The 19,695-nt window shown below is 69.6% G+C and carries 22 protein-coding genes and 1 pseudogene; 15 read left to right on the forward strand and 8 right to left on the reverse strand.

From position 1 onward, the window contains the following. Positions 1–231 precede the first annotated feature (231 nt). Positions 232–888, reverse strand: coding sequence for an ATP-binding protein (locus ADL12_RS17065; RefSeq protein WP_062703292.1), 657 nt, complete (start codon positions 886–888; stop codon positions 232–234). A 216-nt stretch (positions 889–1,104) separates the two neighbouring features. Here ADL12_RS17065 and ADL12_RS17070 point away from each other — a divergent pair, with 216 nt between their 5' ends. From ADL12_RS17070 to ADL12_RS54010, 7 genes are all read left to right on the forward strand, one after another. Further along, complete coding sequence (locus tag ADL12_RS17070) at positions 1,105–1,953, forward strand: helix-turn-helix domain-containing protein (RefSeq protein ID WP_062703293.1); 849 nt, start codon at positions 1,105–1,107, stop codon at positions 1,951–1,953. Then, positions 1,950–2,153, forward strand: coding sequence for a DUF397 domain-containing protein (locus ADL12_RS50450; protein ID WP_079052084.1), 204 nt, complete (start codon positions 1,950–1,952; stop codon positions 2,151–2,153). The genes ADL12_RS17070 and ADL12_RS50450 overlap by 4 nt, the downstream gene beginning before the upstream one ends. Positions 2,154–2,333: 180 nt before the next feature. Further along, positions 2,334–2,630 (forward strand): hypothetical protein, encoded by a 297-nt coding sequence (locus ADL12_RS17075; RefSeq protein ID WP_062703295.1) that lies wholly within the window; start codon positions 2,334–2,336, stop codon positions 2,628–2,630. Next, complete coding sequence (locus ADL12_RS54005; RefSeq protein WP_159053182.1) at positions 2,627–2,914, forward strand: hypothetical protein; 288 nt, start codon at positions 2,627–2,629, stop codon at positions 2,912–2,914. Before ADL12_RS17075 ends, ADL12_RS54005 begins: the two co-directional genes overlap by 4 nt. A 292-nt stretch (positions 2,915–3,206) precedes the next feature. Then, a complete protein-coding gene (locus ADL12_RS17080; protein WP_062703297.1) occupies positions 3,207–3,878 on the forward strand; it encodes a class I SAM-dependent methyltransferase in 672 nt (223 codons plus the stop codon). 206 nt (positions 3,879–4,084) lie between these two features. Beyond that, positions 4,085–4,840, forward strand: a complete 756-nt coding sequence (locus ADL12_RS17085) for a YqeB family protein (protein WP_244187918.1) — start codon at positions 4,085–4,087, stop codon at positions 4,838–4,840. 178 nt (positions 4,841–5,018) lie between these two features. Then, positions 5,019–5,312, forward strand: a complete 294-nt coding sequence (locus ADL12_RS54010; protein WP_062703299.1) for a peptidase inhibitor family I36 protein — start codon at positions 5,019–5,021, stop codon at positions 5,310–5,312. 156 nt (positions 5,313–5,468) lie between these two features. Here ADL12_RS54010 and ADL12_RS17095 read toward each other — a convergent pair whose 3' ends face one another. Next, a complete protein-coding gene (locus tag ADL12_RS17095; RefSeq protein WP_079052085.1) occupies positions 5,469–6,584 on the reverse strand; it encodes an endonuclease/exonuclease/phosphatase family protein in 1,116 nt (371 codons plus the stop codon). Positions 6,585–6,947: 363 nt separating this feature from the next. Here ADL12_RS17095 and ADL12_RS56470 point away from each other — a divergent pair, with 363 nt between their 5' ends. Both ADL12_RS56470 and ADL12_RS17105 read left to right on the forward strand, forming a co-directional pair. Then, positions 6,948–7,301, forward strand: a complete 354-nt coding sequence (locus tag ADL12_RS56470) for a hypothetical protein (protein WP_244187919.1) — start codon at positions 6,948–6,950, stop codon at positions 7,299–7,301. Then, positions 7,298–7,504, forward strand: a complete 207-nt coding sequence (locus tag ADL12_RS17105) for a hypothetical protein (RefSeq protein ID WP_062703305.1) — start codon at positions 7,298–7,300, stop codon at positions 7,502–7,504. Before ADL12_RS56470 ends, ADL12_RS17105 begins: the two co-directional genes overlap by 4 nt. A 150-nt stretch (positions 7,505–7,654) precedes the next feature. Here the strand turns inward: ADL12_RS17105 and ADL12_RS17110 are convergent, their stop codons facing one another. The 3 genes from ADL12_RS17110 to ADL12_RS17120 all read right to left on the reverse strand — a co-directional run bounded on the left by ADL12_RS17110 (position 7,655) and on the right by ADL12_RS17120 (position 12,584). After that, positions 7,655–9,175, reverse strand: coding sequence for a hypothetical protein (locus ADL12_RS17110; protein ID WP_062703307.1), 1,521 nt, complete (start codon positions 9,173–9,175; stop codon positions 7,655–7,657). A 234-nt stretch (positions 9,176–9,409) separates the two neighbouring features. Continuing rightward, on the reverse strand, positions 9,410–10,486 hold the full coding sequence (locus ADL12_RS17115; protein WP_062703309.1) for an SH3 domain-containing protein: 1,077 nt from the start codon (positions 10,484–10,486) through the stop codon (positions 9,410–9,412). Positions 10,487–10,733: 247 nt separating this feature from the next. After that, on the reverse strand, positions 10,734–12,584 hold the full coding sequence (locus ADL12_RS17120) for a sigma-70 family RNA polymerase sigma factor (RefSeq protein ID WP_062703310.1): 1,851 nt from the start codon (positions 12,582–12,584) through the stop codon (positions 10,734–10,736). Between the two features lie 218 nt (positions 12,585–12,802). Between ADL12_RS17120 and ADL12_RS17125 the strand changes: the two genes are divergently transcribed. Then, positions 12,803–13,216, forward strand: coding sequence for an SsgA family sporulation/cell division regulator (locus ADL12_RS17125; protein ID WP_062703312.1), 414 nt, complete (start codon positions 12,803–12,805; stop codon positions 13,214–13,216). Positions 13,217–13,219: 3 nt separating this feature from the next. On the opposite strand, the gene ADL12_RS17130 is transcribed toward ADL12_RS17125, so the two are convergent. Next, positions 13,220–13,681, reverse strand: coding sequence for an Lrp/AsnC family transcriptional regulator (locus ADL12_RS17130; protein WP_062703473.1), 462 nt, complete (start codon positions 13,679–13,681; stop codon positions 13,220–13,222). Between the two features lie 107 nt (positions 13,682–13,788). Between ADL12_RS17130 and ADL12_RS17135 the strand changes: the two genes are divergently transcribed. The 4 genes and pseudogenes from ADL12_RS17135 (at position 13,789) to ADL12_RS17150 (ending at position 15,980) form a co-directional block, all read left to right on the forward strand. After that, positions 13,789–14,652: a class I SAM-dependent methyltransferase gene (locus ADL12_RS17135; protein WP_079052086.1), complete on the forward strand. Its 864-nt coding sequence runs from the start codon at positions 13,789–13,791 to the stop codon at positions 14,650–14,652. A gap of 236 nt (positions 14,653–14,888) precedes the next feature. Beyond that, positions 14,889–15,239 (forward strand): hypothetical protein, encoded by a 351-nt coding sequence (locus ADL12_RS17140; protein ID WP_244187920.1) that lies wholly within the window; start codon positions 14,889–14,891, stop codon positions 15,237–15,239. 62 nt (positions 15,240–15,301) lie between these two features. Next, a pseudogene (locus ADL12_RS17145) lies at positions 15,302–15,617 on the forward strand (hypothetical protein). A gap of 54 nt (positions 15,618–15,671) precedes the next feature. Further along, on the forward strand, positions 15,672–15,980 hold the full coding sequence (locus ADL12_RS17150) for a barstar family protein (protein WP_062703316.1): 309 nt from the start codon (positions 15,672–15,674) through the stop codon (positions 15,978–15,980). Here ADL12_RS17150 and ADL12_RS17155 read toward each other — a convergent pair. Continuing rightward, complete coding sequence (locus ADL12_RS17155; RefSeq protein WP_062703317.1) at positions 15,948–16,349, reverse strand: VOC family protein; 402 nt, start codon at positions 16,347–16,349, stop codon at positions 15,948–15,950. The genes ADL12_RS17150 and ADL12_RS17155 overlap by 33 nt on opposite strands. Before the next feature lie 127 nt (positions 16,350–16,476). On the opposite strand from ADL12_RS17155, the gene ADL12_RS17160 reads away from it, so the two are divergent. After that, positions 16,477–17,946 (forward strand): alginate lyase family protein, encoded by a 1,470-nt coding sequence (locus tag ADL12_RS17160; RefSeq protein ID WP_062703319.1) that lies wholly within the window; start codon positions 16,477–16,479, stop codon positions 17,944–17,946. Between the two features lie 335 nt (positions 17,947–18,281). On the opposite strand, the gene ADL12_RS17165 is transcribed toward ADL12_RS17160, so the two are convergent. Then, a complete protein-coding gene (locus ADL12_RS17165; protein WP_107119939.1) occupies positions 18,282–19,649 on the reverse strand; it encodes a DUF445 domain-containing protein in 1,368 nt (455 codons plus the stop codon). Positions 19,650–19,695: the final 46 nt, after the last annotated feature.

Raw genomic sequence — 19,695 nt, forward strand, 5'->3', positions numbered from 1 at the left:
CGTTCTGCGGCACGGCGGCGAATGCTTGGGGCCGGGGAAAGGCCATCCTCGGCTTCCGGAATGATGTGGTAGCCCGCCTCGCGTTCAGAGAGTCCTGACGGCAGACGCGGCAGACGATCAGAGTCTCCAGACTGCACACGACCATCATCTGAGCCCAGGCGGGCTTGGGAACCGCCATGCATCCCAAAGGCCAGCAGGCGCCATCGCCGCATTGCTCCGAGGGATCCCTCATCACAAGCCTCGACGCCCCATGCCTCCTGATCCCTCGATCTGCGCCTCAAAATGCGTTTGAGCACGGTCTAGGACCTCATCCGCGTCACAGCCGTGAGCGCTGAGCCAGTGGAGGAAGTCCGTGATGACGTTGACCACGACCTCCTCGGCCATCGAGATACCCAGCGCACTCGAGCTCCGCTCACAGAGCTGCTGCGAAGTCCCATAGAGACCAATCAGCGCCTCGGCGCGGGTGACACCCGCGCCACCCACATGCCCGTTCGCCGAAGCGAGCCCCGTCGCCAGCTCGCACCACGTGACCTTCCGACCGGGCCGGAGCAGTACGCCCCACCGGTCGGCGATCGCGTCGACGAGTGCCATTCCCCGTCCGCCCTCCGCGTCGGAAGCCGCATCGAGGAGAGTGGGGAGAGCGCGCGTGTCGGGGTCGTGCACCTCGACACGCAGGTAGGGGCCGCTCATGGAGACCGCCAGTGTGGCCGGCGTGCCGTGGCCGACGTGGGTGATGACGTTGGACACCAGCTCACTGACGCAGAGTTGAGCCGCGTCGACAACTTCGAGGAGTCCCCAGCTCCCCAGGTGCAGCCCGACGACGCGCCGCAGGTACGCCACTTCCTCGGGTTTCGCAGTGAAGCACAGCTCCCACGGCTTGCGTTGCATACACGCTTCTCGGCTCACAAAGACCCCTCTCGTCGCAGTTGGCGCCTCGGAACGACGGAGTGTCATAGGCGCTCACGATGAGTTGCGTTGCCCACTCAGAGTGGACGCATCACATCCCTTCTTGCAATGTGCAGGAAGGGATTCCCACTTCCGAGTGATTGGCAAGCACACCCCTTGGCGCAAGACTGAACACCCGCTACCTGAAAGAGGGTTGAGATGGCCGGATCACCAACGGCGCGCCGTCGGCGCCTCTCGATCGAGCTGAAGAAGCTCCGCGAGAAGAGCGCGCTCACCTGCGCCCAGGTCGGCGAGGCCCTGGACTGGAGTGGCTCGAAGGTCAACCGTATGGAGACGGGAAGCGGCCGAGTCCAGCCGTCCGACATCGATGCCCTGTGCCGGTTCTACGGAACCAGCGACGAACTGCGCGAGTTCCTCAAGTCACTTGCCCGGCAGGCCAAGACACGCGGTTGGTGGCAGGAGCACGGCGCCGGCGTTCCCGAGTGGTTCAACATCTACATCGGCCTGGAGCAGGATGCCTCCACCATCCGCCAGTACCAGTGCGAGTTGATTCCCGGCCTCATGCAGATCGACGTCTATGCTCGCGAGCTCCACACGACCGGCGCCCACATGTCGTCCGAGGACATCGACAGGGCCGTACGCGTACGCATGGAGCGTCAAGCCATGCTGACGCGGTCTGACGCCCCGGATGCCTGGTTCGTCGTGAACGAAGGCGCTCTGCGCCACGTCATCGGGGATCGGGCGGTGATGCGGGAGCAGCTCGAACGTGTGCTGGAGGCCGCCGAGTTGCCCACCGTGACCCTGCAGGTCCTGCCCTTCGACGCAGGCACGTATCCGGTCACGGGCTCATTCACCATGCTGGGCTTCCCGGCTCAGGAAGACCCGGACATCGTGTACCGGGACGGCATTACCGATGCCGTGTACCTGGAAGGCGAGCATCATGTTCGTGAGTACACCAAGGCGTTCGACGGTCTGCGAGCCGCTGCCCTGAGTCCTCAGCGCTCTGCCCAATTGATCAAGTCCGTTTTGAAGGAATACGCAAAGTGAGCATTGCAGAGTCCGGCGGCCATGGCGATCTGGCATGGTCCGCGTCGTCGTACAGCAACGGCGCAGGAGGCGAATGCGTCGAGTGGGCGTTGGCCAACGGCGGCATCCTCTTGCGCGACTCCAAGAATGCAGGAGGCCCGGTAGTGACCGTTGAAAGCGAGGCCTGGCGCTCCTTCCTGCAAACCTTGAAGCACGTTTAGTCACCATGTTGATCGCGAACCCGGACAAAGCGAAGCGCAGCGGCCGGCCGTGGGGGACGGCGTGCCGGGACTCAGCATGTTCACCCCGCCCCAAGAACGAAGCCCACGCCAGACGCCAGCATGTAGGACACTCCTCGTAGGGCAGAGGACATTGGCGAGGACATCAAGGAGCAGACGATCGTGAGCGCACAGCATGCGGAAACACCCGTTCCTGCGCCGTTGCCGTTGAGGACCATCGGCGACATCCGAGCGGCGCTGCGGTCCGGGCACGGCTTCCCGGGTGACCAGGAGTCCTTCGAAGCGGATCTTCAGCGTGCGCTGGAGACCTCGTCGGAAACCGACCTGAACGCCGTAGCGACGGTGATCGTCGACTACCGGGGCAGGATCCGTCTCTACCAGGACCCGTACTTCGACATCGCGGTGCAGGAAGGCATCGACCTCACAGCACGTCTGAAGCGGGAGGCCCAGGACCAGTGAGCGGCGTGATCGCTGCCGTAACAGCGCGGGCGGCTCAGCGGGCGAAGGCTGTCGGGGCCGAGCAGGCCCTGGAGTCACTACGGCAGGAACTGGAGCAGATTCCACGGCTCGGCGTACTCCTCGGGCCGCCGCGGCAGGACGGTACTGAAGTCCGCAAGACCCGGATTGAACCCAGAGGCGATGTACCCGGGCTGGCGGTGGCATACGTCTACACACCGTCACCGCCTCCTCCGACTGTCGCGATCGTCGCGGTGACGCCGGACGACGGGGTCCAGCCCCAGTAGGAACCTTCCCCAGTCCGGCCACGACCGAGTCACCAGGTCTGTACCCCCTTTTTCGCGCCGCCACGGCCCTCGCGTAAGTCTCCGGAGGCGGCTCCTCGGGACCGATGCCGAGTTCAGCGAGAACGGGGCGAGTGGCGTCCAGGGCCTCGATCAATCACTTCTTCCTCGTCGATGAGGGTTTCCGCCTCAAGGAACGTCCCGACCCTCGAAGGTCCATGCTCAGTGTTCGACAAGCAGGGGCGCCACCGTGCGCTCAGCGGCCGTAACCCTCTGTTGAAGGAAGGGAAAGAGCGTGACACAACACGCCACCGAGGAGGACGCCTGGGACGCCTACGGCGACGGCCGCCAAGCCAGACTGTGGGATCGTGACCCAAGCCGCTTCCACTGGGCGCAGTGGACCGGGCACCCTGACCACGGCCCGCAACTGGAGCTGCTGCCGACCGGCCCTGGCACAAGCGTTCTCGACTTGGGCTGTGGGAAGGGCAGGAACCTCTCCCACGTCGCTGCACGCGGCGGTCGCGCGGTCGGCGTCGACCTGTCAGGGAACCAGATCAAGTCGGCGCGTGGGCTTTCCGGCGTGCGCATGGAATTGCACCAGACAGACGCAGCCACGTTCCTGGACACCTGCAGCGAGGAGTTCGACGCGATCTACAGCGTGTTCGGTGCGGTCTGGTTCACCGACCCGGAAGTGCTGTTGCCCAAGATCCGGCGGAGGCTCAAGCCCGGCGGCGTCCTGGTGTTCTCGCACCGACCGCCCGATGGCGGCGAATACGGACCAGTTCTGCATGGCGAGGAGGCACCGGCTATGCGGCGGTGCTATCCAGACGCCGTGTGGGAGGGCCATCTGCGCGTCGCCGGCTTCGTAGACGTGTCCAGCTGGATCATCGCGCCGCCGCCCGGTAAGGAGGGCATGGTGCAGACCGTGATCGTCCGAGGGACCAGGTCCACACAGCCTAGGAAGTGATGGGCAGCGGACACTGCCATCGCCCATGCTCAAGTAGACGTCTGGCTCGATCAGTCATCAGCCGCCGCTCCCCGTACCGGACCTCATCCACTCAGTCCTGAGCCGCCGCAAGGTTCTCGGCACTGCCGACCACACAACCAAAGTCGCAGCCCCCGTAGACCATCGGCCGACGACAGCATGTACGGCTGCCCTCCAGACTCGGCGGTGTGAAACCGGAGACCAGACGCGTAGGCACGGGGGACATGAGTAATACGGGGGATCTTTCGGAGAAGGGCAGGGCGTCGGCCGGCGACGTCACCGTGATCGCTGAGTCGGCCTGGGTGCTTGTGCTCTTCTGTGTGGGGTGTGGGGGCGGCGTCGGCTGGTTGGTCGCGGTTCTTGCGCGTTGGCTGGTGAGGTTGCCCTGGGCGCCGTTCAAGGGGCCGGCCGAGTTGCTGACCTCTGTTCCGGAGCCGTGGCTGAGCGTTGGTGACGTTGGGGTGGGGGCGCTGTTGGGGCTGGTCGTCGGGTTTGTTGCGGCGCATGAGTCGCTGGGTGTCAGGGTCTCCCGGAGTCGTGTCGTTCTCAGCGTCAGGGATGCCTCTCAGGAGTTCGGGGGCGATGAGATCGGGCTGGTGGCGCGGGACGGCAAGCAGCTCGTGTTGCTCGGGGCGGACGGTATGGAGCTTGCTCGGGAGGATTGTCGGCTGTCCTGGCAGCGGGTTGCCGGTGCCTTTGCCGAGCATGGTTATCGCTGGGCGGACGAGGATCCGTACCGGGAGGAGTTCAGGCGTTGGGTTCCCGGGGCGCCCGGTCTGCCCGAGGGGGCGGATGCGCTGTTGAGGGCTCGTGCCGCGGCGCGGAAGAAGGGGGAGGAGGATGCCGACGACGCCCGGGAGCTGCGTAGGGAGCTGCTGGGGCTCGGCGTTGTCGTGCGGGACGAGAAGAAGAGGCAGTACTGGCGTATGCCTCCACGGTCCTGATGTCGGGGGTCTTTCGGTCGATTCGATCCGAGTCGAACGTAATGGCCAGGTCTTTCCGGCCGCCCCACTCTGGTGGGGCCGGACGGGGGCGGTCCATTGGGGCACCCCCGGAACCGGGTTCATCGGAACCGACCGGAAAGGACCGACACGCCTTCCCTACGCGTACGCCCCGCACGCCGTGCCCGCCGCGCCGCCGCCGTGTAATGCCGGGGAGATCTGCCTCTTCCCGGAGAACGACTATCAGGGCACGCCGCGGCGGTGGACGCCGCAGAGCGGGTACGTCAACTTGCCGCCGTACCTGCACGACACCGTCGGCTCGTTCATCGCCAACGCGCCCGGTTGCTTCATCGACCGGGATCCGGCGGAGTTCCGCAAGGTCGCCGTCGGCGACTACTCCGCTGTGCACAAGGCCGACGACAAGTTCGGCAGCCGTATCGACGCTCTCAACGCGTACGGGCACTGCCCGCCCTGAGCCGCGCCTGTGAGCGTTCAGGGTTTTCCCCACGATCGAGGCGTTGAGCGTCACGTAATTCCCCGGGAGGAGGCCCCTCGTGGCGAAGGGGTGCCCGTTTGGAGGGCGTGATGGGGCAACCCCTCAAGTGGGGCCCTACTCCTGTGCGGGTGTCACTCAACGCAGCAGGAGCAGGCTCCTGACCCCGGCGTGGTCGGAGGGCCACAGTCCTGACGGAGTGCGGTCGGCCTGCGTGTCGCCCACCCGATTGCTCGCCAGTGCGGTGACGCCGCTGCCGCGGAAGAGCACGTAGTCGATGCGCTGGGTGAGGCTGGACGTGGGGTTGATCAGGTTGGCGGCCTGACAGCAGGTGGCGCCGGGGTTGCCGGGGCGGGTGGCGGTCCATGCGTCGGTGAAGCCGGCGGCCAGCAGGTGGTTGTAGCTCTGGGTGGCGGTCCCCGGTGTTGCGCCGACTCCGCCGGCGGCCGAGTTGAGGTCGCCGAGAAGCACGGTGCGGAGTGTGGTGTTCAGGGGGCCGGCGAGCAGTTCGTCGGCCTGTGCTTCCTGGACGGTGGGAGAGGCGGGTTCCAGATGGGTGGTGACCACCCGGGTGGTGTTGCCGCTCAAGGTGGCGTCGGCAGCGACCCAGCCGCGCTCGACCCGGATAGGGACGTTGCCGGGCGGAACGCAGCCGAACAGCGGGCGGCAGATGGGCACGTGTGCCTGGAACCGGGCTGCCTGGGGGTTGGCCACGGAGAAGACGCGCGCGGGCAGGTCGGTGCGGGCCAGGAGCACGTCGCGGTCGGTGAGCCGGATGTCCTGCAGGCCGCCGCCGGGCAGGGAGCGCGGGGCCTCGAAGTCGCTGCCGACGGTGACGGTGCCCACGGCCGCGTAGTGCTTGCCCCGGGAGGCAAGCTTGTCGAGCAGGATCTGCAGGAAGTCATACTCGACGTGGGTGGCGCTGCCCGGTCCGGCTGGGGTCTGGCTGCGCCACAACACGGCTTCCTGGAGGCCCACGAGGTGGGGGTCGCTGCCGGCGATCTCGTCAGCCAGTGCCTCGGCGCGCTCGGGGAAGTTCGTCGCCTGGACGTTCGCGTATACCGCGGTCACCGCGGCGACGAGCGCTTGTGGGTTACCGGCGGCGAGGACGGGCGCGAGGTCGGCACCCAGGTAGAGGTTGCGGGTCATGACCCGCAAAGGGGCGGGGGCCTCGGCGGCCGAGGCCGCAGTGAGTGACCCGGGTGTGAGGAGCAGGAGCGGGCCCAGGACGGCTGTGAACCAACGGCGAATCATGCAAGCAGACCTTTTTCTGCATAAGCGGATGAAAGTGCCTATCTTCGGCAACAGCTAAGGCGGCCGGACGCGATGTGTCGATCCAGGTGTAGGCCGGGCAGCCGAAGCTCTTCGCAAGGAAGGGCCGCCCTGACGGGCGGATGGTGCCTACGGCGTCGGCACCGGGATCCCCCATGGGGAAGCACGTGAACGTCTGGTGCTGCCCGCGCTCGCCCTCGGCGTGCCGTCGGGGGCGATGATCGGCGGTCTGCTCGACCAGTCACTGCCCGGCGTCTTCCGGAGCCATGGGCGCGGACCTGGTACGCCTTCCGGTTCTCGCCCGGCGCCGTCGCCCGCAACGCCTTGCGCCGCACATCGGCCGCCGTGCTTCCACAGCTTCTGCCGACCGTCGTGGCGCTGGCCGGTGCCGCGGTCGCGGTCGCGGTCGCGGTCGCGGTGGAGAAGATCTTCAACATTCCGGGGCTCGGTCGACTCGCCCTGGGCGCCGCCATCGCCCAGGATCTCCCGCCGCGGCAGACGGCGACGCCGGCCCTCGTCCTGCTCGGGGTCGCCGCCGGCCTGCTCATCCAGGCCCTGCGGCGCGCTCTCCGGGCGACGGTGAGGGACGTGCGGGTGAGGGGCGTGCGGGTTCGGCGACGGCGCGTGTGGACTGCCGTTCGAGAGCCTGGTGTACGAGCTGAGAGGATTGCGCGAACCGTAAAGGAAGAAGGGGGATGAGCGTGTTCGAGCTCCTCGTCTTGTCCGGCGTCCTCGCGCTCGTCCTCAGAGGGTACGTCTGCGTCGTGTGGGCGGAGCGGGGCGGCCCGCGCTGGGTGCGTGGGGTGGCCGCTGTGACACTGGGGCTGAGCCGGTTGGTGCGCTGGCTGGCGCGTTCGAGTCGGAAATCGGGGTCGGGGTCGAGCTCGGGTGGGGACGACTGACGACACGACTGAGGGCTGGCGGCGTTGGCTGGTGGTTGCCCAGCCAGCGGCGACGCCGCATGCGGGCCGCGCCGGGATGAAGAGACCGTCGGCGCAGCCCGCGTGCCACTTGCGTGTGGAGGCCCGTGAGCGGGCCTGCCATCCCTCGGGTCAGCCGGTCGTCTTTGCCGAGCTCGCTGTCACCGCTCCCCCGACCCCGCCCTTCGTCAGTAGCCACTCGCGGTGGAGGGCGCCCAGCGGGATCTTCGTCTGGAAGACGGGCGTGCCGAATATGGTCAGTTGGAGCTGGAGGGAACCAGTGAGGTCCACGCCGCCGTACAGGGCGTAGGAGCCTGCCGCCGTGGCCGTGCCGTCGGAGGATGCCTCGGCCGATGCGTCGGCGTGGGCGCGGACGTACGGGGCCAGGTCGGCCGTGACGCCCACCGTGCCGTACAGGCCTACGGTGGCCTCGGCGCCCAACGCGGCCTTGACGTCGCCGGCGGTTGTGACCGTGGCCTTCAGGGGCTCGCCCGTCATGTCGGACTCGCTGACCGGGGTCCAGCCCTTGGCCCAGGAGAAGGTGCCGCCGACGCGGAAGTCGCCCTTGAGGTCCTGTTCGACGTCCACCGTCACCCGGCCGTCCGCGTTCACCTGGATGTAGCAGGTCAGATCCAGGTTTACGACGACGGGGATCGGGCCGACCTGGATCACCGGGTCGGAGTGGAGCTCGGCGAAGGGGATGCGGATCGGCTGTCCGTTCGTCGAGCCGGCCGCGCGGCCCTTCAGGGACCACTGGGAGGCCCAGTCTCCGGACAGGCCCAGGAAGGCCCCGCCGGGCGAAGCGCTCGTGCCGCCGCCGGAGCCGTCGTACGAGAACGCGACCTCGGGGGCGAGTTGGACGAAGCCCTCCACGGACGCGGCCGCCGACGCCGGGGCGCCCTCGGCCGTGGCGACCGCCGCGCCCACGTCGATACGCAGGCTGCCCAGCGGGAGTTTCGCGCCCTCGGGTCCGAAGTGGAGGTCACCGGTCTTCGCCCAGGAGACCTTCACGCCCTGGACGAGCGGCTTGACCTCGACGGACGACGGGTCGACCGGGACCTCGCCCTCGGCCTTGCTCTCGCCGAGCACGGAGTTGAGCTTCGCCGGTTCCGTCCCGACCGTCATACCGCCGTCCTGCGTGGTGCTGACGACCTCCGTGACCTCGGCCAGCACGCCGTCGGGGGCGCCGGGGGCCGGGGCACTGGCGATGATGTCGCCGACGGCTACCGGGGGTTGGGCCGAGGGGCCGGTTGAGGGGCCGGATGAGGGGCCGGATGAGGGACTGGCCGAGGGGTCGGTGGTCGGTTCGGCCGTGGGTTCCGTGGTCGGTTCGGCAGTCGGTTTCGCTGCGGACCGCGACGAGATGACGGCCCGTCCGCTCTTCCTGTCGTACGAGGCGACCTTGAGCGAGGACTTCTTCGCCGTGCCTCCCTCACCTGCGTCGGCCACCGTGGTGGGAGTGGCCGTACCGGAGGACGGGGCCGCGACGACCGCGAGTTGTTCCTGGACCGCGGCGGGCTCAGGGCTCTCGGCCGCCGGCTCGGTCGCCGTTTCGGGGGTGGTCGGGGAGGTGGTGGAGCAGCCCGTGATGAGCAGGGCCGCGATGGTGGCTGCCGACAGTAAGGCATGCCTCTTGAGCTTGGATCTGTGCACGCGTGTCCTCGGGAGCGGTGTATGGGGGTGCGCTGCAGGAGGTGACTGGTGGGAGGGCACGCGGCCGTGCCGGGACATGCCGAGTCAGGCGGTTCCGGTACTGGCGCAAACGGCGATTACCCCCCAGTAGTCATGCATGAGCATGCCAGGATCGCGGACACAGCAGCCGCTTTCTTCCTCGCGCGACTGCGGTGACGTGAGTCACATGAGCCACATGAGTCACATCAAGGTCGGTCAGCAGGTCGTCGGGACGACCGCCTCCGGATCGCCGCTCAGTGCGGTGGCAGTGACCCATCCCGTCTCGCCGTTCGTGCGGAGCAGCTTGACCCAGATGTTGCTGACCGAGCCGTGTGCGGATACCTCTTCCCCGCGCTGGAAGCACAGGGCCTGGTATTCGCCCTGCGCGGCTATGTGGCTCACCTGGACACCGGCCGTACTCGGCTCCGAGCGGACCGGAGCGTAGGCCTGGCCGTAGACGGTCGTGGTGGCAGTGGTGGTCGTGTCGTCCGTGGGCGGCGACGAGTCCGTGGGCGTGGGGGGTGAAGTGAGCTCGGTTGCGGTATCGGACGGAGACGGGTTCTGCCCGGATGCCGCGACGAAGACCGTGGCCGCCTGCTCCAGGGCCGCCTCGACCGTGTCGCCCGGGCCTGGGGCCGTCTCGTCGGGGCGCGGCAGTTGCACCGCCCCCTCGGGGCCGGTCGTGGGGATTTCGACCTTGGTGACGGCGCCCTCCTCGGACGCGTCCGTTTCCTCGGTGGCGTACTGAACCTTGAGGCAGGCGGCGGTCAGCTTGGTGACCGTGTCCGTCACGGAGTCACCGGCGGACACTTCCGGCAGTACGAGTTCGAGGGCGCCGGAGTCGGGACAGGCGGCCGACGCCGAGGCGCTGGGGATCGGGGAGTCCTGCGGGGTGTCGGAGACGGTGAGCTGTGTCGTCTCGCCCGGCTCGGCGTCCGTGGCGTCGATACGCAGTGTGCCGCCCTTGGCCGGGGCCAACGACTGGCCGTCGAGGGACGGTTCGACACGGCGGTCCGTGCGGATCAGATAGCCCGCTTCGACAAGTCCCTGTTTTGGACTTACATATCGGAAGATCGCGGTGAGGTAACCCTTGGGGTCGATTTCGAACTGATGCTCAACTCCCGCATCCACGGAGAACACGCCGATCGGGGTCACAAAAGATCTGCCTACGGAAACAGTGATTTTTCCCGACGAGTCGAGCGTGAACGTGACCGGCGCGAAAGCCGGGGTGAAGGAGGCGGAGGCATCGGAGTTGTCGCAGCCCGCCGCGCCCACCAGAGCCATCAGCGTCATCCCGACTATCGGCAGGGCAAGCACCCTTGTCGCGACTGAACGCATACCGCATCCCCCGATGCCCCCCGTGCGCACACTCCTGCGCGCGCCCTACCGGAATTCCGAAGCGTAGCGCTGCGGGCAGGTCGCCACCATCTCCATTTCCGAATTCCGCGGGCAGAGTGCCGAATTCGCGAACGGATTGGGGTGGAAGGGGTTGGGGAGTTTTGGAGAGGCTGGACGGGCAGCTTGCCCGCCCGGCCTCCGGTCAGTGCCCGCAGCCGTCTCCGGGGGGCTCGGGTGTTGGCTGGGGTGCGGGGTCGGGGACGGGTGCGGGGCCAGTCGTCTCCGGAGGGGCGGGGGCTTCCGGCACCTCCGGGGCCTCCGGGGGCTCCGGGGCCTCCGACGTCTCCTCAATCGGCGTCGGAGCTACGGGAGTTGGTGTCGACGGCTCCGGTGTGGGCGAGGGTGCCGGTGTTGCCGGAACCTCGGTCCCCGGGGCCTCCGGAGCATCCGGGTACGGCGGCGTCTCCTGCCCCGGCTCATCCGGCTGCTCGTCCACCGGGTCGGCCGGTGCGGGGTCCGCCGGTTCGGGATCCGCCGGTGCCGGGGCGGCCGGGTCTTCAGTCCCCGGCGTCGGCTCGTTCTGCGGAGGAGTGTCGCTCTGCGGAGGAGTGTCGCTCTGCGGGGGCGCGGGGTCCGCCGGTGCCGGAGCAGCCGGTGCCGGAGCACCCGGTGCCGGAGCGGCCGGGTCTTCGGCTCCCGGCGTCGGTTCGTGCTGCGGAGGCGTGTCGGCCGCCGGGGGCTCGATCACCGGCTCCTCGTGCGGCGGTGCCGGATCATCGGCGTCCGGCGCTGCGACCACCGGTTCGGCCGCAGCAGCTCCCGGCTCAGCCTCAGCCACCACGCCGCTCACCGACGTATCCGCATCAGCGGCAGGAGCGACGACATCGGCAGTCAAAGCGCCGCCCCCGCTGTCCATCCGGCGGTGCTCCGCCTGCTCGGCGTCCTTCGCCTCCCGCGCCCCCGCCGGGCCACCCGATCCACCCGGCTCCGCCGCCCCGGCACCCGGCCCCTCCGACGGCCGGGAGGCCACCGGCGCGTCCGCGAGCGGTACCCGGTCCGGGGGCGGGGTCGGAGACGGGGTGCTCGTGCCCAGGGCGAGCATCATCGCGAGGGCCGCGCCCGCGACCGTCGCGCCCGCCGCGATCGCCGTCGGCACCTTCGCGCCGCCCGCGCCGCCGGTCATGGCCTGACGGGCCGCGTGCAGCGCGCTGCCGACCTGGCCGCTCAGGGCGGCTGTGGCGCCGGCGGACCCGGCGACGAAGGACAGCAGGAACTTGCCCGTGCCGCCCACGGCGAAGACCAGCAGGGCCGGGCCGACCAGTGCGGGCAGGCGGTCGTTGGCGCGCATGAGGACGGCGAGCCGGCCGCGGCAGTCGTCGCAGGTGTCCACGTGGGCGAGCAGGCGTTCCGACTGGCGTGGTGTCGCGTTGCCGCGGACGTAGGCCGGCATGCGCACCCAATGGACCTCGCACGCGGGGTCGTCGGGGGCGCCGGTCTGGGAACGGAGGAAGGCCTGGCGCATGCCCTCGCGGGCGCGGTGCAGGAGTACGGCCGTTGCGCCCTGCTTGGCGCCGATGCGCTGTCCGACCATCTCCAGCGGCTGGCCTTCCGCCTCCGCCAGCCACAGGGCCTGTACCCAGCGTTCGGGCAGTTGGCCCAGCACGCGCACCAGCAGGTCCACTTCCGAGACCTGTTCGGCCGGGTCCGCCGGGTCCTCCGCGTGGACGGAGACCTCCGTGCGCTCGGCGGTCCGCGGGTCGTGCGGGGTCTCGCGCGCCTCGCCGCCGGCCGTGGCCGCCAGGTGCCGCACGGTCGTCATCAGGTACGCCGGTACGTTCTCGATCTCGTGCCCCGCCGACAGCCGCCGCCAGACACGGAAGTGCGCCTCGGCGACCAGGTCCTCGGCGGCCCAGGAGTTGTTCCGGGTGAGCGAGCGGGCGTAGGCGACCAGGCGCGGCTGCTGTTCCTCGTAGATGCGGGCGTACGAGGCGGTGGCGGAAGCGGAGGCGGGAGGTGACGCCTGGGCTGGCACCTTGGGGGAACCGTCGGACATGGCAGGAACGCTCCAGTTGCCTGCTGAGCTGATGAGGGCTGACGAGTTCGTCAGCGTAGATGACTTAAAACTCAACTAAATGGTTCGAGTGAGTTAGATCACAGGGGCCGTCTTCTGGTTCGGCGTAATCAACCGGCCTGCCATCCGGTCGAGAAGGCACACAGACACCGACAGGACAGAACACAAGACAGAACAAGAGAGAAAGAGAGAAGACGACCATGCGCCCCGTCCTCGAACAGCCCGTCCGCGCCCGCCTCGTCACCCCCGGCTACCTGGAGCTGCCGATCCGCCCCACCCTGCGCTACGACGCCACCGAGCCCTTCGCCGTGCACGTCGACTTCCCGGCCCGTGTCTCGGCCGACGAGAACGGCGTCACCTGGACGTTCGCCCGTTCACTGCTGGAGGAGGGGCTGGCGGCGGCCGCCGGGATCGGGGACGTACGCATACGGCCGGGCGAGCGGTCCCGCACGGTCATCGAGTTCCACGCGGGGCACGGCATGGCCGTCATCAGATTCGGTACGGCCTCTCTCCGGCGGTTTCTGCAACGGTCGTACGCCGTCGTCGAGCCGGGGAGAGAGGATCTGGGGCCGGAACTCGACCACGGGCTCACGTCCCTGCTCGACGGAGTCTGAAGGTCACGAGGTCTCCATGGGGGCCAGCACACGCGTGCCCGACTGCCGGTAGATCACCGAGCTGCGAAAGCTCACCACCTCGCGGCGGGCGCTGAAACGGTCCATGAGGAAGGCGTGCAGGTGCTCGATGTCCGGGACGGCCACGTGGACGAGGAAGTCGTCGTCGCCGGAGACCACGAAGACCGAGACGACCTCGGGGAGTTGGGTGAGGTAGCTCTCGAAGTCGTAGATCACCTCGCGGCTCAGCGGACGCAGCCGGGCGAAGACCAGGGCCTGGAGCGAGCGGCCCAGCAGGCGTGGCTGTACGGCCGCGTGGTAGCCGGTGATCACGCCACGGGCGCGCAGGGCGCGGACCCGTTCCAGGCAGGTGGAGGGTGCGATGCCGACCTTGCGGGCGAGTTCGCGGTTGGTGAGCCGTGCATCGCGCTGGAGATGGGTGAGGATCGCCGAATCAGTGTCGTCCATGGCCGTCATTCTTCCCGGGGTTCCGAATTTGGTTCGGGCGAGGCGCTCAACTCCCGTACCGCGGCCTAGATTTCCCTCGCCTGTCGGACCGAAGGGAGCCCCCGTCCATGACGACTGCCGCCACCACCGCCACCACCGGTGCCGCCACCGACCAGCCCGTCGGACAAGCCGTCGACCACTACGACCGGTTTCTCGCGGAGCACTACACCTGGATGCTCGGCGGTGATCTCGACGCGCTCGTCGCCGCCCAGCGCGATCTGCTCGCGGGGTGGGGCGTGGTGCCGGGCTCGGGGCCGGGGGACGGATCGCTCGCCGTGGATCTCGGGTGCGGGCCGGGGCATACGAGCCTTGCCCTGGCCGGTGTGGGCTACGACTCCGTCCTCGCGGTCGATCTGAGCCGACCGCTGCTGGGCGAACTCGCGGCGTACGCCCGTGACATGCCGGCGGTGCGGCCGGTGCGGGCGGATGTGCGCACCGCCCTGCGGGAGCTCGTGCGGCCGGGGTCCGCGGGGGCCGTCCTCTGTCTGGGTGACACGCTGACGCATCTGCCGACCCGGGGTGATGTGGCCGCCCTCTTCGCCGATGTCGCCGACGCGCTCATGCCCGGAGGGACGGCCGTGTTCAGCTACCGCGACCTGACGGTCCCGCTCACCGGCACCGACCGCTTCCTCCCGGTCCGGGCCACCGAGGACCGGATCATGACCTGCTTCCTGGAGTACCCGGACGACTACAACGACTACACGGTCGTCGTGCACGACCTCATCCACACCCGGGACAGCTCGGACGCCGACTGGACCCTCACCGCCCACAGTTACCGCAAACTGCGGCTGTCCCACGCCTGGGTGCTGGCGCAACTCCACACGGCCGGGCTGCGCGTGACGCACGAGGACAGCGGGCCCGGGGGCATGCGGACGGTCGTGCTGGAGCGGGCCTGCGGGCTGAGGACCGGCGGCGACCGCGAGCGAGATTAGCGAAAGCCCAGGTCAGGACTCGGACCAGAAGACCTCGTTGAGGCCCTCCTGGGCGATGGTCTGGGCCATGACGTTGCCGTCCTGTACGTAGCGCCCGTGCTTGTCGGTGAGGAAGAAGTCGAACGCGGCCACCGGCGTCGTGGCGTCGCAGGCCAGGTCGCCGCGGATGCAGAAGCGGGCGACCGGGACGCCCGGGCAGCCCCGCCGTACTGCGCCGCGTAGCCGCCGTCGCGGGTGTGGGCGCGTGTGCCCTGTACGCGTGGGGGCTGCTCGCCGTCAGCGGCGCGGTCCTGGAGGCGGAGGACGGCGGCACCGACTCGTCGCCGCCCCGGCCCTGCCGTACGGCGGACTGGTGGGAACGGCACCAGCAGGGCAGCGAGATCGTCGACTACAAGGTCACGTACGTCCCCCTCGGGTTCGTCTGCGAGACGAGCGACGGCGGGAGTTACGACAGCGGTGACGTGCCCGGGTACGTCAACCCGGCCGTCCTGGGCCTCGCCCTCACGGCCGCCGGGGGCGCGATCGGCGCGGGGTACGCCTCGGAGCTGCGCGCCCGGGCCGAGATACGCAAGAGCAAGGCCGGTTAGCCTCGGTTCTCCCAGGCCCGGCAGAAGTGGTCGAAGGCCCGGCAGAAGTGGTTGGAGGCAGCATGGCGAAGATCCCCAGCGCGGTGGTCGCCGCAGGCGGACTCGTAGGTGCCCGCCGCGCAGCGGCTGTCGGATACAGCGGCGTGGCCCGCTGGACCAGGAAGCGGCAGCTCGGCGGGGCCGTCGCGGGGGCCGCGGCCGCGCAGCAGTGACGGCAGCAGGCGGGCGGGAAGGCAGCGGGGGCTGACCGCCGCGTATGTCGCCGCCTTCGCCGGTTCGCATCACCTGGCCAAGAAGGTGGGCGCCTGGCCCGCCGTGTTCGGGGTGGCGGGGGCGGTCGCCCTGGCGTCCTGGGCGGTGGCGGACCGCAACGGCTGAGGCGACGGGCTTGTCCCGTCGACCAGCCCCGGCGACGCTCGCTACCCTCCCGCCATGCCGAAGAAGACGCCGACCGAGCTGGTGGTGGATCTGCGAGGGCGGTCGTTCGACGCGCTCGACGACTTCTGGGACGCCATCGCCGGCCCGCTCGGCCTGCCGGAGGGGTTCGGCCGGAACACGGAGGCCCTGCGGGACACCCTCCAGGTCGGCGGCGTCTCCGAGGTCGTCGACAGCTACGACGTCGTGAGCGTCCACGTCGACAAGCGCGGCGTCTTCACCTCGCGGGACCGCGAGGCGCGGGCGTTGCGCAGAGCGTTCGCCGGCCCGCGGTCACGGCTGGTCACCCACGTCGTCCCGGACTGACGTCCGTCCGGCGGGCAGGTGCGTCAGCACATTCACCACCCGCCCGTTCGGATCCCGTACGAAGAACCGCCGTACGCCCCACTCCTCGTCCCGAAGCTCCCGTACGACCTCCGCGCCCGACGCCACCACCTGCGCGTACACGGCGTCGACGTCCTCGACCTCCACGCTCAGGTCGGGGACGACGGGGGCGGTGCGTTCCTCGGTGAAGAAGCTGATCTGGGCGGTGGGGTTGGCGGGGGACGCCATCGTCATCACCCAGCCCATGTGCATCACCTCCTCGAAGCCGAGCAGGCCGTAGAAGTCCCGGCTGGTCTGCATCGCTGCCTCGGATCCGACGTGGACGTCGGGGACGATCCTGCGGATGGTCATCGAATGCGCTCCTGATCGGCGTACGGAGTTTTTGTTATCCCCCGCAGTCTTCCCGCGTCTCCTCACCGTCCCCAGCCGCAGGCACGCGAGGAATGACGACGTGACACGACAGATCAGCCGCCGGAGCATGCTCAAGGCCGCGGGCGCGGCAGCCGGAGCCGTCGGTATCGGTACGGCCTTGCTGCCGACCCCTGCCGTTGCGGCCGGCGCCTACGCCCACCCCGGCCTCCTGCACACCGGCGCCGACCTCAACCGTATGGCCGCCAAGGTGAAGGCCGGCGCCGCTCCCTACACGGCCGGATTCGCCAAGCTGACCGCCAACCGGCACGCGCAGAGCGGCTGGACGGCCAACCCGCAGGAGATCGTGTACCGGGGAGGGGGCTCGCCGCAGAACTACGCCACCCTCTACAACGACGTCCACGCCGCGTACCAGAACGCCCTGCGCCACCACGTCAGCGGTGACAGTGCGCACGCCGACACGGCCGTCGCGATCCTCAACGCCTGGTCGGCCAAGCTGACCAGCATGCAGGGCAGCGCGGACCGCTTCCTGGCCGCCGGTCTGCAGGGCTACCAGATCGCCAACGCGGCCGAACTCGTCCGCGACCACCCCGACTTCGAGCTCGGCCGCTTCCAGGAGATGCTGACCGCCCACTTCGCGTCGCTCAGCGACGACTTCCTGGCCAGGCACAACGGCGCCGTCGTCAGCAACTACTGGACCAACTGGGACCTCGCCGCCATGTGCTGCGTCCTGGCCAGCGGCATCTTCTGCGACGACAAGGCTCAGGTCGCCCGCGCCGTCGAGTACTTCAAGCACGGCGAGGGTCTCGGCTCGGTCAGGAACGCCATCCCCGTCGTACGCGACGACGGACTCGCCGAGTGGCTGGAGGCCGGCCGCGACCAGGGACACGCCCTGCTCGGCGTCGGTCTGATGGGCACCTTCTGCGAGATGGCCTGGAACCAGGGCATCGACCTGTACGGCTACGACGACAGCCGCTTCCTCAAGGGCGCCCAGTACGTCGCCAAGTGGGCGATGGGCGGGGAGGTCCCCTTCACGGCGAACACCCGCAGGAAGGGCGCGATCAACGGCTGGTCGGGGTCGGAGACCGTGACCCAGGCCGCCCCCGTCGACCCGGCGATGACCCGCCCCATCTGGGCGCTGATCGCCAACCACTACACCAAGCGCCGGGGCCTGTCGGCCTCGTACCTCACCCAGATCGCCGTGAAGTCCGGGCCGGAGGGCGGCGGCGGGGACTACGGCCCCAACAGCGGCGGCTACGACCAACTGGGCTTCGGCACGCTGGCGTTCACGCGGGACAAGTCCACGGGGACGGGCACGGCCGGTTCGCCCAGCCCGTCGGCGTCGGCGTCGACGTCCGCCGCTGCCGGGTCGACGTCGGGATCGGGGTCTGACCCGCGACCGCAGACGGGCGGCTCCACGGCATCGCCCTCCGCGTCCGCCTCCTCCGCCTCCGGTGACCTCGCCGCCACCGGCTCGAACGACATCGTCGGCTGGACCGCCGCCACGGGCATCACCGCCCTCGCCGGCGGCCTGCTCCTGCTGCGCCGCCGCGACAGGGCCCGGCGCGAGTCGCAGTAAGGGCCGAGCGAAAGAATCCGGTCCCGGCTCTTGACCGGGGGAGAGCCGGGACCGGTTCGGTTCGGTCCCCCGGTCGCCCCGGACAACCCGCAGCCGCCGACGGCGGAGAGGGGACGTGTCGGGGGGTGTCCGCCCACAGTGGCCAGCCTCAACACGCCGCACCTCCCGGCCCAAGGCCGGCCGCCGGTCCGAGGACGGACCCCCCCGGCGCGGCCCCGCCCCACCCACCAACCACAGGCGCTACGCGTACCCCCACCGAACCCGCACAGGCCGCCGCAGGCATCCCAGCCCAACCACCGGAGCCTCCGCAGGCCCCCCGCCCAACCGCCGGAGGCCTACGCCCCCAGCGCCCGCGACACCGTAAAGATCAGCAGCCCGGCGAGCGACCCCACCACGGTGCCGTTGATCCGGATGAACTGCAGGTCGCGGCCGATGTGCGCCTCGATCTTCTTCGTCGTGTGCTCGGCGTCCCAGCTCGCCACGGTGTCCGTGATCAGGGACGTGATCTCCTTGCGGTAGGTGGTGACGACGTACACCGCCGCGCCCTCCACCCAGCTGTCGACCTTGGCCTGCAGCCGCGGCTCGACGGCCATCCGCGCACCCAGCGACAGCAGCGAGGCACGCACGCGCAGGCGCAGCTCGCTGCGCTCGTCCTCGGCCGCCGAGACGATCATCGAGCGTACGGCGGTCCACGCGGACGCGATCAGGTCCTGGACCTCGCCACGCCCCAGCACCTCGCCCTTGAGCCGCTCGACACGCGCGCGTGTGTCCGTGTCGGACTGCAGGTCGGAGGCGAAGTCGGTGAGGAAGCGGTCGAGGGCGCCGCGGGCCGGGTGGGAGGGCATGTCGCGCATCTCGGTGACGAAGCGGAGCAGCTCCTTGTAGACGCGCTCGCCGACCCTGCGGTCGACGAACTTCGGGGTCCAGCCGGGGGCGCCGCCCTGGACCGCGTCCATGATCTCGTCGTCGTGCAGGATCAGCCAGTTCTGCGCCCGCGCGACGATCAGGTCGACGGCCCGCTTGTGGCCGCCGTCCGCGACGATCTTCTCCAGCATCTTCCCCAGGCCGGGCGCGATGTCCTTGGCGTCGGCCCGACGGGTGATCGCCTCCCCCACCACCGCCTGGACGTCCGAGTCACGCATGACCGTCAGGGCGCCTCTCAGCGCCGCCGACAGCTCCGCCGTCACCCGGTCCGCGTGCTCGGGCTCGGCCAGCCATCCGCCCAGCCGGCTGCCGATGCCGACGGCGCGCAGGCGCTGTCGTACGACGTCCTCGGAGAGGAAGTTCTCCCCGACGAACTCGCCCAGCGAGACCCCCAGCTGGTCCTTCTTGTTGGGGATGATCGCGGTGTGCGGGATGGGGATACCCAGCGGGTGCCGGAACAGGGCCGTGACCGCGAACCAGTCGGCCAGCGCGCCGACCATGCCGGCCTCGGCGGCCGCGGCGACAAAGTTCGCCCACTCGCCGGCGCCCTCGTTCGACGCCCACTTGGCGACGACGTACACCAGCGCCACGAACAGCAGCATCCCGGTCGCGGTGATCTTCATCCGCCGTACGCCGCGAGCCTTCTCCTCGTCGGCGGCGGTGAACGCCGTCATCGCACGTACGGCCGATACGGGGACGCGCCGGTTATCGGCGACATCCTGCCGGGCATGCTCCTCTATGCCTCGTGTTCCCGTTACATCCGGATTCGTACGTTCCATCCGCTCCACCCGTCCAGTGATCCCCCGCACACATTGTCCCTTCCTG

This window comes from Streptomyces regalis, from assembly GCF_001509475.1.
Taxonomy (GTDB): domain Bacteria; phylum Actinomycetota; class Actinomycetes; order Streptomycetales; family Streptomycetaceae; genus Streptomyces; species Streptomyces regalis.

What these genes read in the sequence shown, in the direction of transcription:
- ADL12_RS17125 (WP_062703312.1), top strand. Translation starts at nt 12,803, where the DNA reads ATGCGCCCCGTCCTCGAACAGCCCGTCCGCGCCCGCCTCGTCACCCCC.
- ADL12_RS17130 (WP_062703473.1), bottom strand. Translation starts at nt 13,681, where the DNA reads ATGGACGACACTGATTCGGCGATCCTCACCCATCTCCAGCGCGATGCA.
- ADL12_RS17150 (WP_062703316.1), top strand. Translation starts at nt 15,672, where the DNA reads ATGCCGAAGAAGACGCCGACCGAGCTGGTGGTGGATCTGCGAGGGCGG.
- ADL12_RS17135 (WP_079052086.1), top strand. Translation starts at nt 13,789, where the DNA reads ATGACGACTGCCGCCACCACCGCCACCACCGGTGCCGCCACCGACCAG.
- ADL12_RS17120 (WP_062703310.1), bottom strand. Translation starts at nt 12,584, where the DNA reads ATGTCCGACGGTTCCCCCAAGGTGCCAGCCCAGGCGTCACCTCCCGCC.
- ADL12_RS17155 (WP_062703317.1), bottom strand. Translation starts at nt 16,349, where the DNA reads ATGACCATCCGCAGGATCGTCCCCGACGTCCACGTCGGATCCGAGGCA.
- ADL12_RS17115 (WP_062703309.1), bottom strand. Translation starts at nt 10,486, where the DNA reads ATGACGCTGATGGCTCTGGTGGGCGCGGCGGGCTGCGACAACTCCGAT.
- ADL12_RS17065 (WP_062703292.1), bottom strand. Translation starts at nt 888, where the DNA reads ATGCAACGCAAGCCGTGGGAGCTGTGCTTCACTGCGAAACCCGAGGAA.
- ADL12_RS17095 (WP_079052085.1), bottom strand. Translation starts at nt 6,584, where the DNA reads ATGATTCGCCGTTGGTTCACAGCCGTCCTGGGCCCGCTCCTGCTCCTC.
- ADL12_RS17165 (WP_107119939.1), bottom strand. Translation starts at nt 19,649, where the DNA reads ATGGAACGTACGAATCCGGATGTAACGGGAACACGAGGCATAGAGGAG.
- ADL12_RS17105 (WP_062703305.1), top strand. Translation starts at nt 7,298, where the DNA reads ATGAGCGTGTTCGAGCTCCTCGTCTTGTCCGGCGTCCTCGCGCTCGTC.
- ADL12_RS17070 (WP_062703293.1), top strand. Translation starts at nt 1,105, where the DNA reads ATGGCCGGATCACCAACGGCGCGCCGTCGGCGCCTCTCGATCGAGCTG.
- ADL12_RS17160 (WP_062703319.1), top strand. Translation starts at nt 16,477, where the DNA reads ATGCTCAAGGCCGCGGGCGCGGCAGCCGGAGCCGTCGGTATCGGTACG.